Raw genomic sequence first — 11,815 nt, forward strand, 5'->3', positions numbered from 1 at the left:
TAAAGACGAAAGAGATTACACATCTATTATCTTTAGAAAGCGTTTACAATAAAGAGGCGAGGAGGTTGCTAATATGTTAAGTAAGCGACAGTATCATATTTTAACGTTCATACTTGAATGTGAAACTTTTGTGCAAATTCATCATTTAGCAACGCACTTTAATGTTACAGAAAGAACGATACAGTACGATCTTGAATACATTGAAGATATGGCAAGTAACCTAGGTTTAAATATTCAAAGGACTAAGCAAGAGGGGGTCAAAATAACCACAACACCAGAACAGTTAAAGCGCTTTGCACCTAAATCGACAACGCATACAATACATTATGCAAAAGAAGAGCGCTTGTTATATATAACGTTAAAATTACTTGAAGCCAATACGCCGACATCATCACAAGTGCTTGCGACCACCGTATCTGTTTCAAGACGAACGATTGTGGAAGATTTGAAAAGCGTTCAAAATTGGTTAGAGCAGCATGACTTAAGGCTTGAGTATAAGAAAAATAAAGGATTTGTCATTCAAGGCCCAGAAAATGCATATCGCAAAGCTTACGCAGAAATGGTGCGTGAATATTTTAAAATGTATACGCATGAGATGGGGCATGACTTATTTTCAAATCATGAATTAGAGCGCATTCGTTCAAGTGTTACAACTGTGCTGAGAAATAAAAATTATCAATTAGTACAAAGTGCAATAGACGGTTTGATTTATCATATACTCATCGCGATGCATCGAATAAATGAAGATTTTATTTTTAAAATTCCAGATGATGCATATTTGAAATTGAAGGAAACAGAGCAGTTTCAAATTGCGCTACAAATTCAAGAAAGGCTTGAAGGCAATTTCCAGATTCATTTTCCAAAAAGTGAAGCGGCATTCATAACATTGCATTTACTCGGAGCTAAAACTTCAGAAAAGAATCAGTTAAATGAAGAAATTGATACGTTAGAACTTCTGACGGAGCAATTGATTGAACGTATGAGTGGCGCGCTAGGACTTGATTTGGTGACAGATATTAAATTACGCAATGGCTTAATTGTACATTTGAGACCAGCAATTCATAGATTGAAATTTGATATGACACACGAAAATCCATTGAAAGATGAAATTATAAGCCAATATCCTCAATTAATAGATGAAATTAAAAAGCATGTTTGGATCATTGAGGAAAATTATCAAATTGTATTTAACAATGACGAATTGACCTATATGATATTACATTTTGCATCTGCTATTGAAAGAATATCAACGATTAAGACAAATAAAATTAAAGTCGTATTACTATGTGGATCGGGTATTGGAACGTCACAATTATTAAAAAGTAAAATAAGGCACATTTACCCAGAGTTAGAAATTATGGATGCCTATTCAATATATGAAGTGGATGAAACGATATTGAAACATGAAGGGGTCGATTACATTATCTCTACGGTGCCTTTTAAGGAAACTGTCGTCCCAGTTATTCAGGTTTCTCCATTTTTAGATAAACATGATCGGGAGCAGTTAAATAGAATAATCAATCAATCTAGAGAAAAATATGTAATTCAGTTGCGTGGATTAGGTCCAACGTTAGAACAAGTCTTGCCACAATCCAGAGTTAAAACACAGCAAGCATCGCGAAATAGAGATGAAGCAATCAAGCAGAGTGTGGCACTACTTGTCGAGGATGGTGTAGTGGAACCAGCTTATGCTACAGATATTATCAAGCAGTTAGACACGTTTGGACCTTATATGGTGGTTAGTCCTCATATTGCACTCATTCACGCTCAACATGAACATGTTAAACAATCGGTAGGCTTTAGTCTTATACATTATAAAGAAGGTATTCATTTTTCGCACGATGGGTATGATCCTGTTTTTATAATAATTACATTAGCAACAGAACATCCTCAAATACATTTAAATGCGTTACGTCAGTTTAGCGAGTTAATCATGGATGAGACATATAGAGCAACCATGTTTTCTGGAGATTTACAAGCAATAATGCAAGCTATTAGTAAGGTAAGTCAGGAATAAGGAGGTGCTTTTAAATGAGTTTAGAAATTCTGTCAGCTGACAAAGTTCAAATAAAGGAACAGGTTGATAATTGGGAACAAGGCATTGCTTTAGCTGCGCAACCATTATTAAACCAAGATTACTTTGAACAAAGTTATATTACATCAATGATTGACAGTGTAAAGAAATTAGGACCGTACATTGTTATTGCGCCAGAAATCGCAATTGCACATGCGAGACCCAATGATGAAGTAAACAAGATAGGACTGAGTTTACTGAAATTAAATCAACACATTAATTTTTCAGAAGAAGGTCACTATGCGTCACTTATATTTGTACTTAGTGCAGTAGACAATGAAGGACATCTTGAGATCCTAAGGCATTTGGCAACAACGCTAGGGGATCAAGAAGTGGTCAATCAATTATTGAAAGCACAAGAAGTTAAGGACATATTAAATATATTTAAAGGAGAATGATGAAAATGAAAATCTTAGTTGTATGTGGTCACGGGTTAGGTAGTAGCTTTATGGTAGAAATGAATGCTCAGGAAGCTTTGAAAAATTTAAATGCACCATCTGATATAAAAGTAGAACACAGCGATGTAATGAGTGCAAGCCCTGATATGGCAGACTTATTCATTTGTGGGAGAGATTTAGAAGAAAATACTAAAAATTTAGGCGACGTCATTGTATTAGATAATATTTTAGATAAAGAAGAACTTCAAAATAAATTAAGTGAAAAATTAAGTGAGTTGAATCTTTTATAAATAACGCCTAAGGAGGTAATAAAATGAAACCGATTTTAGACTTTATCGTTGATATTTTAAGCCAACCTGCAATACTAGTTGCTTTAATCGCATTTATAGGATTGATCATGCAGAAAAAATCAGCAACAGATATCACTTCAGGTACGATCAAAACGATACTGGGATTTTTAGTATTAAGTGCTGGGGCGAATGTAGTAACGCAATCACTTGAACCATTTGGGAAAATATTTCAACACGCGTTTGGCGTGCAAGGTGTCGTGCCCAACAATGAAGCAATTATTTCAATAGCATTGGAACAGTATGGAACAACAGCTGCATTAATTATGGTGTTTGGCATGATAGTTAATATCATCATAGCGCGTATTACTAATTTGAAATATATATTTTTAACGGGTCATCATACATTTTATATGGCTGCTTTTTTAGCTATATTATTATCAGTCGGTCATATTACTGGAACGCTAACTGTTGTCATCGGTGCGATTATTTTAGGGCTGATTATGGCGATACTACCTGCATTAGCGCATCCAACAATGAAAAAAATAACGGGTAATAACCAAGTTGCTTTAGGACACTTTGGTACGATAAGTTATTGGGCAGCAGGTGAAGTAGGAAAGCTATTTAAAGGTAAATCAAAATCAACAGAAGAAATTAATTTCCCAAAAGGGTTAAGTTTTTTAAGAGAAAGTACGATTAGTATTTCGTTAACGATGACCTTATTATATTTTGTAGCTGCACTGTTTGCAGGGCCACACTATGTACATAGTGAAATTAGTAACGGTCAGAACTTTATTGTATTTTCTCTCATACAAGGTGTCACGTTCGCTGCGGGTGTGTTTATCATTTTGACAGGGGTACGTTTAATCTTAGCTGAAATTGTGCCAGCATTTAAAGGTATTTCAGAAAAACTCGTACCCAATACGAAACCTGCATTAGACTGTCCGATTGTCTTCCCATATGCACAAAATGCTGTACTCATTGGATTTTTTGTTAGCTTTATTGTAGGCGTCATTGGCATGTTTGTCTTATTCTTATTCGGAGGAGTGGTTATACTTCCTGGCGTTGTCGCTCACTTCTTCCTCGGTGCTACCGCAGGCGTCTTTGGTAATGCAAGAGGTGGTATTAAAGGTGCTGTAGCTGGCTCCGCATTGAATGGTATCTTAATCACGTTCTTACCATTGTTATTCTTACCATTTTTAGGAGACTTAGGGGGCGCGGCAACAACATTCTCAGATACGGATTTCTTAGTCGTAGGTATTGTTTTTGGTAATGTTGCGAAGTTCCTTGGATTAATCGGTATCATTATTTTAGTGATCGTTGTAGCTGCATTCGCCATTATTTTACAAAAAAGAACAGATGCTAAAGAAGTAAAAGAGCAATAAATAACAACACAATCACTTCAAAATGAAATAGATTAAGCGCCCAATGCAGTAATAGTTGCTTTGGGCGCTTATTTTGTCATCATTTAATGCCAATGCAATAGTAATGGGCCTTGTTCACCCCATAGTGGGTCTGTTTCAGGTAATGGCACATTTTCGATATTCATGATATCTTGCGTTCTGTTATTTTTATCTCCAGTACAAATGTCGAAAGACTGACCGTTAGGATATGCACCCATTACGATAAAGTCATGACTGGCATTTAATAATTTGTGCCCAGTACCAGCCGGTAATATTAGCACATCGCCAGCTGTGACGTTAATTGTTGAACCCTTGCGCCCGCCAATAAGCAAGTTGGCCTCTCCTCTGATCGCTAAGAGTGTTTCATGCGCGTTACTGTGATAATGATGATACGAAAATACACCACCAGTCCAAGTATTGCCCCATTGATTAGAGGTAATGGTTTTTTCCAAATGTTCATGTGAACCTAATACATGGTGATAAATCAAAACAGGTAAGGTGGGATTATTCGGTATTGTCCCATCATCTATGAAACATAAAGTGGATACAGTGATGTCTGACATAGGTTTCATCTATTCATTCACCCCTTAATTATTATGATTTATAATATACGATTTGACTTGTGGTTGCTAATAAATTATGGTCCTGACTCCATATTTCACCAGTTTGATCGAAATAGCCATTAAAGAATTTAAGTGCACGTGTATGTCCAAGTACTGAGCGGCTTCCGTTGGCTAAGAGTGTTTCTGCGTCGGCATGGAAATAAATTGTCAGTGAGATGGTGCCTATTGGGACGAGTTCTTTGCGACGTACATAAATTCTTGGGAAAAAAGCATCACAAATTGCAGCTAGAGATAAAAAATCTAAGTCTCTGTTAGGGTTATCTCGTATCCATTGTAAGGTAATTGAATCAGGATAATCCGTTGTCGCTATTGCAAGTGGTGCGCCTTTAATCATTCTAATTTCATAATTTTGTGCCCATGGCGGTGCACTATCTAAAGGTGTTGGTTCAATTTGATCTGGATTTGGAACGTCTGGAAAGGATAACTCTGTAGAAGACCATGTATCACGTCTGTTTGCTGTAACTGCAGTACCAGTAATTATGATTTGTTCATTTTGTGTAAGTTCAATATACCAATGTTGTGTTGAGCGATTGGTTCTGCTCGGTGTGGCAACGATTTTAAAGTCGTCATTCGCTACTGGGGCAGCATAGTTGATTGTTAATGAAATAGGATCTCCTAATCTTTCATCATGATCTAATACAGCACGTAATAATGTAGAAGCAATGACACCACCAAAAGGTCCAACCATATTGGCGTAAGACTCAGATGTTTGCCCACGATAAACACCTGAGGATTGTATTGTGAGTTCTGTGGCTTTATCAAAATTATGTTTAGATGACATTATCAATTCCTCCAATTATTTAAGCTCATGTAATGCTATACCCTATAATTAAAGCGTTTACATCATATTTTATTTAGAAATTTGAAGGATATTAAAAAAATTATCAATATGATATTGCTTTTTGGCATAGATACCAATGGTGCGCGAGGCGTTAGGTAATTGAATGTGTGTATAAATATCACTGTTAACTTTTTTCATATAGGATTGTGGGCAAATGGCCACACTATCACTTGTTGCAATAAAGTTCATGATAGACTCTCTATCTTTAACATAGGACAAATCCATTTGTTTTGGGTCAATTTGGTTCTTTTTAAAATCAAATGTATCGCCTGGAGGTTCTAATAGATAAAAATGTTGTTGCTACAAATCAATCAAATTGATTGTTTCTGATTGAGCTAGAGGGTGATTTTTTGAAAATACTAGTTCGAATGGTTCGTCAAACCAATATTCATAGCAGATGCCTTCTTGAAGTTCTGTTTGTTCACCTATGACTAAATCAATGTCATCTTGCTGCAATTGAGCCAATAAGGCAGTAGCTGCATTAGAAAAAAATGGGTTTAGACATGCACTGATAGATGCAATCAATGCAGTTCAACGATAAGGCAAAGATAATTGGAATTTAAAGTGTAAGTAACCATAATGCATATGCTTATTGCAATAATGTACTATATCTGTAACCTGAAGCATCAATATAATGGTATGCATAATTAGTTTAGTGAGGTGCGTTTAGTAATGAATTTATTACCTTTCATTATGTATACTTTTTTGATAACAATGACTCCAGGTCCAACTAATATAGATATTTTGAATACGATTAGAAATAAAGGGTTGAAAGGTGGCATTCAATATACCTATGGTGCTATTACGGCATTCGTCTTTTTACTCATCATATCTACTGTTGTGAACATTTTTTTATCAGAAAAGATGCCTAGCTTTTTATTATTTATGAAATTAATCGGTAGTATCTATATGTTATATTTGATTTATACGCTTTTCAGAAAGCATAGCGAAAATAAAGTGGAAAATGATATTGGAACATTTTATTCAGGCTTTGCTTTACAATTTTTAAATCCCAAAGTGGTGACATTTACAATGACTGTCATTCCCACCTTTGTATTAGTGAATCAGCCGTCCACGCTAATGATTTCAATTTATGTTATTATGACTTCAATCATTGCGCTAATTTCATTTAGTTTTTGGATATTTTTTGGAACTTTGCTTAAGACTTTTATACAGAAACATGAAATGATTGTTAATATAACCATGGCACTATTTTTATTATATGCAGCTATTATAGTGTGGGTATGATGTTTAGGAAGTGTTTAGATGAATGAATTTAATTTTAAAAATGCAATTGGCATAACGGCCTTAGAGGTCAAAATGGATGATTTCACCTATAAAAAGCATTCACATCAAGAATATAGCATAGGTGTGACCTTAAAAGGCATTCAAGGATATCATTTAAAAGGAGAACGAAAACAGTCCTATCAAAATGGGGTTATGTTTTTTAATCCAGAAGAAAACCACGATGGTATGTCTAATGGTGTACAAGGCTTGGAGTATATCATGCTCTATATCAAACCAGAACAATTATTAGAAGCTACAAATCAAAAACATATGGTTCAATTTAAAGAGCCGATTGTTTATAATAACAAAATAGCACAAAACATATTGCAATTAGCTAATTCTATTTTTAATGGATCAGATGATGTAATTTGTTATGAACATTTTCAAAACCTTGTGGATGGTTTGAAAATAGATACTTATTATGATGAATTTAATGTTGATAATGTTAAATTAAAATTAGCAAAAGACATTATTAAAAATAATGTTTCAACTTCGTTTAAATTAGATTTCATCTGTAGCGAATTAAATTTATCAAAGTATCAATTTATAAGATTTTTTAAGCAACAAACAGGGATAACACCGTATCAGTACTATATAAATTATAAAGCTGAAGTTGCTAAGCATATCATAGAAAAGAGTAAAGATGTATATCTTGCTATAGCAGAATGTGCTTTCGTAGATTTAGCGCATTTAAATAAGGTATTTAAATATCGATATGGCGTAACAGCTTATCAATATATGTCAAAACTAAAATAATATTGCATTTATCGACTTAACTTTAAACAGCGCATGTCATCTCATAATAAAGATGACATGCGCTGTTGTATTTCAGATGTGTGATCTGTTTATATTATTTAAGCATTTCTTTATAGACTTTATGGTTTTGGTAGACGCATTTAAGTAATGGGGCGTCAATTTGGTACGTATCGGCTAAGTTTAATAAATAACCTTGTAAGTGATCTGTTTCAATATTTAATCCTTTTTCCATGTCACGTTGCATAGAAGTCTTAAAATGGTATGATAACTGATCAAATGATGTCATATATTGTGATACAATATCGTCTGCGAGTGGCGCTCGATGTGCACGCATTATCGAAGCGACTTCATTGTATAAAGAGCGAACGAAGTTAATGCCACCATCACTGTCTCGAATAGGACCAATAGGCGCATGCATTAATGTTGTGATACTGGATAACACAGTAATCATTAAATATTTGTGCCACATGCCTTGCTCGATTGAAGTGCTTAATTTGAATTCTGCCTTTGTTTCAGAAAATGCTTGTGCAATTTTTTGTGCGCGTTCACTTTTACTTCCATCTAGTTCTCCAAAAAAGAGTTTATCAAAAGGGCTTGTTTGTATGATTTCTCCCATACTATCTAATGTTGTTTCTATCACACAATAGCCACCCATAACTTTGTCTCTACCAAAGATAGATTGTAATTGTGGAATATGTGCGACACCGTTTAATAATGGAATGATGGCAGTATGACCATCGACAAATGGCTTCAAATCTGTCATGGCTTGCTCTAAATGATAGGATTTAGAAGAAAGTAAAATAACATCGAAAGGCGCTACGCGATCGTCTTTTGTAATGAGTTGAGGATTGAAATGATAATCTCCCTGCTCACTGTGGATGGCTAATCCATTTCTTTCTAAAAATGACTTGCGTTTGGGTCTTACTAAGAATGTCACGTTCTGTCCGCTTTCGGCTAATCTGCCTCCAAAATAGCCTCCGATACCGCCAGCACCTAATACTAATATACGCATTGAATACAACTCCTTATACGCTATGTGTGTTGATTTGTTAATTGATGTATATATACCACATTTGAGGGGCATATACGCATATGAAAATAATTTTCAAATAATTCAATAGATGTAGTTGGGACAATATATTTTATTTTTAAATATATGTTTGAAATCAATAAAGGTTGTGCAATGTAATAAGTGTTCACTAATTACAAACATGGAGGGGTTCCAATGTCGTTTAAAAATGATCATAAGTATCAGTGGAAAGATATACAAGGGAGAGATTTTCTACTACCGTTTATTTATTTGATAGGTAATTTTTGTTTATCTATAGTCATCTTAACAATCATGATCGGAATCAATGAAACGCAAGGGAAAAATAACGCTAACTTTAATGCTAACTTTTCAGGTACGCCAGGCATATTAATGGAAATGATTGCCTTTATAATTATATTCGCGTTATGGATTTTATTCCATAGACATTCATTTAGACAATCGTGGAAACAGGGGCTACAAAATATTAAGCAACACTGGAAACTCATTGTCATTACATTTATCGTTATTATAGTGTTTAAAGAAATTTATCCATATTTAGTAAATGCATTCGCACCAGAACATTGGAAATTTGAAGAAACACAAAATGACAAAATGGTGGAGGAAATGTTTGCTACGCCTGTATCAACCATATTAGCTTTTTTCTCAATTGTAATTATTGCACCAATGACAGAAGAATTTTTATTTAGACATTTAATTATTGGCGAATTAGGAAAGAAATTAAATTTCTATGTTATGTCTGTTATTTCAATTATTGTGTTTGCATCTTTACATGTAACAGAAGCTAAATCTCCATTAGAAATTGTGATGTATCTTGCCATAGCAGTTGGTATTGTATATGTATATATGAAATCGCAGCGTAGTTTAGCTGTAGCCATTGCGTTACATGCTTTGAATAATTTATTAGCGTATATTTTCATGATTATCATGTAATTTACATAATTCTTAGTGATATACCTGTCTTCTTTGTGAAGGACAGGTATATTTTATCGTGTTAGTGTTTAGAATTTTCTAAAAACTCATTGACTAATCTTGAGCATAATGCTAGGATTAAACCACTAAACATACATATGATTGACTCTTATCAAGAGTGGTGGAGGGATGTGCCCGATGAAACCCAGCAACCGTCGATTTTTCGAAATGGTGCTAAGTCACAAAAAGTTATTTAACTTTTGGAGATGAGAGAAAGTGCAAACTTTCTCTTGATTTATTAAGAGAAAGTTTTTTTATACATATAAGTACGTTGAAACAAATTTTTAAGGAGTGAAAGTATTATGAGAAAATGGTTTATTTTAGGTTCATTGTTTGTGTTAACGATTATACTAGCAGCATGTGGTAAATCGAATGGTGAAAAAGAGGATAAGGAAATTACGATTGCTGCTTCGCCAGCCCCCCATGGCGTCGTACTTGAACATGCAAAAGAAGAAATGAAAAAGAAAGGCTATGATTTAAAAATAAAAACAGTTAATGATTATAAGGTTCCTAATAAATTATTAGATAAAGGAGATGTTGATGCGAATGCATTTCAACATACACCGTATCTTAAAGCAGAAAAGAAAGACCATAATTATAAAATAGAAGAAGCCGGGAAAGTGTTCACGACACCGATGGGCGTTTATAGTAAAAAATATAAAGACATTAAAGATATCCCTAAAGGTTCTACCATTTATGTATCAAACAATCCTGCTGAAGAAGGTCGTTTCTTGTCATTCTTTGTTGATAAAGGCTTAATCAAAATTAAAAAAGGTGTCAGTATTGAAGATGCTAAGTTTGATGACATTGTAGAAAATAAAAAAGATTTGAAATTTAATAACAAGCAAGGTGCGGAATTCTTACCTAAAACTTATAATAGTAAAGAAGGCGCAGCAGTGATAATGAATTCTAATTATGCGATTGATAATGGTCTAACACCACATAAAGATGCAATTGCTATAGAAGGAAAATCATCACCATTTGCGAATATTGTTGCCGTACAAGAAGGACATAAAAACGATAAAAAATTCAAAGAACTTATGAAAGTTTTACAATCTAAAGAGATGAAGAAATTTATAACTGATAAATATGGACAAGATGTTATTCCGTATGAAAAATAAATAATCATGTAATATATAGATTGAAGAGGAAGGTGATTCGATTATGTCTAAGCTAGGTATTATTGGTTTAGGAAAAGTGGGTACGCAAGTACTTACAGATGTACAGCAACTGAATTTGTTTTCAGAGATTATTTTAATTGATGATAGAGCGGACGTGGCAAGTGGTGAAGCACTTGACCATAGTCACTCGCAAGGACTGATAAATACTGCACATATCAAGATTCGTAGCGGTGTCTATCAAGACTTAACGGATGCAGACTTTATCGTCATAGCTGCGAGTGAAGCAACCGATAAAAATAATGGTGACCGTACTTTATTAGCGCAAGGAAATCACGACATCATTAAGGGCATAATGTCCCAAATAGCTGAAGTGACGCAAGAGGCGGTTGTGATTCTGATATCTAATCCTGTAGATTCTATGGTTTACTTTGCAAATCAAATAGATTACCCAGCCCATAAAATTATTGGTACGGGTACGGCTCTAGAGACATCAAGATTTAAAACAATTATAGCCGATCATTATCAAATTGATCCAAATAATGTGGAAGCTTTTGTCATTGGGGAACATGGTCAACATGCAATCCCCGTGTGGAGTAAAGTGCATATTCATGGTATGGAACTATCGGAATTTGAGGCATTAAGTGATCGTCCAGCAATTGATAAGTCACACATCTCGTCCATTATCAACGAAGTGTCGATGGATGTTTTTTATCAAAAAGGGTGGACCAACGCAGCGATATCAAAAGTGACATCATTTTTGATACAGTCCATTGCATTGGATCAGAGAACAATTACACCATTGACTTCCCTGAGTGCAGAATATGGCTTAGAAGATGGTGCATTTAGTTTACCAACATTAATAGATAAAAAGGGTATTGTTCAAAGATTTGCGATAACATTAGACAAAGAAGAAGAACGCCAACTTAAAGAAGCATATGAATATATTAGACAAACGATTCATACAGCACAACAATAGCGATTAAAACTTTCAAACACGCATTCATT

At 34.4% G+C, this 11,815-nt stretch carries 14 protein-coding genes and 1 riboswitch; of the genes, 9 read left to right on the forward strand and 5 right to left on the reverse strand.

The window, feature by feature from the left end:
* The first annotated feature begins 73 nt into the window (after positions 1 to 73).
* The 4 genes from M1D64_RS01200 to M1D64_RS01215 are packed head-to-tail and all read left to right on the forward strand — an operon-like array spanning position 74 to position 4,144.
* The gene (locus tag M1D64_RS01200; RefSeq protein WP_069821637.1) at positions 74 to 2,017 is read left to right on the forward strand and encodes a BglG family transcription antiterminator; all 1,944 of its coding nucleotides are present in this window, start codon (positions 74 to 76) and stop codon (positions 2,015 to 2,017) included.
* A 14-nt stretch (positions 2,018 to 2,031) separates the two neighbouring features.
* Positions 2,032 to 2,472, forward strand: coding sequence for a PTS sugar transporter subunit IIA (locus M1D64_RS01205; protein WP_002482192.1), 441 nt, complete (start codon positions 2,032 to 2,034; stop codon positions 2,470 to 2,472).
* Between the two features lie 5 nt (positions 2,473 to 2,477).
* Positions 2,478 to 2,762 (forward strand): PTS sugar transporter subunit IIB, encoded by a 285-nt coding sequence (locus tag M1D64_RS01210; protein ID WP_037537550.1) that lies wholly within the window; start codon positions 2,478 to 2,480, stop codon positions 2,760 to 2,762.
* Between the two features lie 23 nt (positions 2,763 to 2,785).
* Positions 2,786 to 4,144 carry a PTS ascorbate transporter subunit IIC gene (locus M1D64_RS01215; RefSeq protein ID WP_002482194.1) on the forward strand — a complete coding sequence of 453 codons (1,359 nt, stop codon included), beginning with the start codon at positions 2,786 to 2,788 and terminating at the stop codon, positions 4,142 to 4,144.
* Between the two features lie 83 nt (positions 4,145 to 4,227).
* Here M1D64_RS01215 and M1D64_RS01220 read toward each other — a convergent pair whose 3' ends face one another.
* From M1D64_RS01220 to M1D64_RS01235, 4 genes are all read right to left on the reverse strand, one after another.
* Positions 4,228 to 4,734: a cupin domain-containing protein gene (locus M1D64_RS01220; RefSeq protein WP_041079451.1), complete on the reverse strand. Its 507-nt coding sequence runs from the start codon at positions 4,732 to 4,734 to the stop codon at positions 4,228 to 4,230.
* 22 nt (positions 4,735 to 4,756) lie between these two features.
* Positions 4,757 to 5,566, reverse strand: coding sequence for an acyl-CoA thioesterase (locus tag M1D64_RS01225; protein ID WP_480977533.1), 810 nt, complete (start codon positions 5,564 to 5,566; stop codon positions 4,757 to 4,759).
* 69 nt (positions 5,567 to 5,635) lie between these two features.
* Entirely contained in the window at positions 5,636 to 5,851 is a 216-nt protein-coding gene (locus tag M1D64_RS01230; RefSeq protein ID WP_002482197.1) for a hypothetical protein, read from the reverse strand.
* 75 nt (positions 5,852 to 5,926) lie between these two features.
* On the reverse strand, positions 5,927 to 6,151 hold the full coding sequence (locus M1D64_RS01235; protein ID WP_115340448.1) for a LysR family transcriptional regulator substrate-binding protein: 225 nt from the start codon (positions 6,149 to 6,151) through the stop codon (positions 5,927 to 5,929).
* A 147-nt stretch (positions 6,152 to 6,298) separates the two neighbouring features.
* Between M1D64_RS01235 and M1D64_RS01240 the strand changes: the two genes are divergently transcribed.
* Positions 6,299 to 6,874 carry a LysE family translocator gene (locus tag M1D64_RS01240; protein ID WP_115352825.1) on the forward strand — a complete coding sequence of 192 codons (576 nt, stop codon included), beginning with the start codon at positions 6,299 to 6,301 and terminating at the stop codon, positions 6,872 to 6,874.
* Between the two features lie 18 nt (positions 6,875 to 6,892).
* Positions 6,893 to 7,669 (forward strand): AraC family transcriptional regulator, encoded by a 777-nt coding sequence (locus M1D64_RS01245; protein WP_069826126.1) that lies wholly within the window; start codon positions 6,893 to 6,895, stop codon positions 7,667 to 7,669.
* Between the two features lie 94 nt (positions 7,670 to 7,763).
* On the opposite strand, the gene panE is transcribed toward M1D64_RS01245, so the two are convergent.
* Complete coding sequence (gene panE / locus M1D64_RS01250) at positions 7,764 to 8,681, reverse strand: 2-dehydropantoate 2-reductase (protein WP_069821375.1); 918 nt, start codon at positions 8,679 to 8,681, stop codon at positions 7,764 to 7,766.
* 213 nt (positions 8,682 to 8,894) lie between these two features.
* Between panE and M1D64_RS01255 the strand changes: the two genes are divergently transcribed.
* From M1D64_RS01255 to M1D64_RS01265, 3 genes are all read left to right on the forward strand, one after another.
* A complete protein-coding gene (locus M1D64_RS01255; protein ID WP_041079441.1) occupies positions 8,895 to 9,650 on the forward strand; it encodes a CPBP family intramembrane glutamic endopeptidase in 756 nt (251 codons plus the stop codon).
* Positions 9,651 to 9,795: 145 nt separating this feature from the next.
* Positions 9,796 to 9,902: riboswitch (SAM riboswitch) on the forward strand.
* Between the two features lie 89 nt (positions 9,903 to 9,991).
* Complete coding sequence (locus M1D64_RS01260) at positions 9,992 to 10,810, forward strand: MetQ/NlpA family ABC transporter substrate-binding protein (protein ID WP_011302237.1); 819 nt, start codon at positions 9,992 to 9,994, stop codon at positions 10,808 to 10,810.
* A 43-nt stretch (positions 10,811 to 10,853) separates the two neighbouring features.
* Positions 10,854 to 11,786 carry an L-lactate dehydrogenase gene (locus M1D64_RS01265; RefSeq protein WP_041079439.1) on the forward strand — a complete coding sequence of 311 codons (933 nt, stop codon included), beginning with the start codon at positions 10,854 to 10,856 and terminating at the stop codon, positions 11,784 to 11,786.
* The last annotated feature ends 29 nt before the right edge of the window (positions 11,787 to 11,815 follow it).

The sequence above is a fragment of the Staphylococcus sp. Z5-21 genome, from assembly GCF_056529615.1.

Excerpts from the sequence above, each read along its gene's own strand:
- M1D64_RS01200 (WP_069821637.1), top strand. The coding sequence starts at position 74 with ATGTTAAGTAAGCGACAGTATCATATTTTAACGTTCATACTTGAATGT.
- M1D64_RS01205 (WP_002482192.1), top strand. The coding sequence starts at position 2,032 with ATGAGTTTAGAAATTCTGTCAGCTGACAAAGTTCAAATAAAGGAACAG.
- M1D64_RS01210 (WP_037537550.1), top strand. The coding sequence starts at position 2,478 with ATGAAAATCTTAGTTGTATGTGGTCACGGGTTAGGTAGTAGCTTTATG.
- M1D64_RS01215 (WP_002482194.1), top strand. The coding sequence starts at position 2,786 with ATGAAACCGATTTTAGACTTTATCGTTGATATTTTAAGCCAACCTGCA.
- M1D64_RS01220 (WP_041079451.1), bottom strand. The coding sequence starts at position 4,734 with ATGAAACCTATGTCAGACATCACTGTATCCACTTTATGTTTCATAGAT.
- M1D64_RS01225 (WP_480977533.1), bottom strand. The coding sequence starts at position 5,566 with ATGTCATCTAAACATAATTTTGATAAAGCCACAGAACTCACAATACAA.
- M1D64_RS01230 (WP_002482197.1), bottom strand. The coding sequence starts at position 5,851 with ATGGATTTGTCCTATGTTAAAGATAGAGAGTCTATCATGAACTTTATT.
- M1D64_RS01240 (WP_115352825.1), top strand. The coding sequence starts at position 6,299 with ATGAATTTATTACCTTTCATTATGTATACTTTTTTGATAACAATGACT.
- M1D64_RS01245 (WP_069826126.1), top strand. The coding sequence starts at position 6,893 with ATGAATGAATTTAATTTTAAAAATGCAATTGGCATAACGGCCTTAGAG.
- panE (WP_069821375.1), bottom strand. The coding sequence starts at position 8,681 with ATGCGTATATTAGTATTAGGTGCTGGCGGTATCGGAGGCTATTTTGGA.
- M1D64_RS01255 (WP_041079441.1), top strand. The coding sequence starts at position 8,895 with ATGTCGTTTAAAAATGATCATAAGTATCAGTGGAAAGATATACAAGGG.
- M1D64_RS01260 (WP_011302237.1), top strand. The coding sequence starts at position 9,992 with ATGAGAAAATGGTTTATTTTAGGTTCATTGTTTGTGTTAACGATTATA.
- M1D64_RS01265 (WP_041079439.1), top strand. The coding sequence starts at position 10,854 with ATGTCTAAGCTAGGTATTATTGGTTTAGGAAAAGTGGGTACGCAAGTA.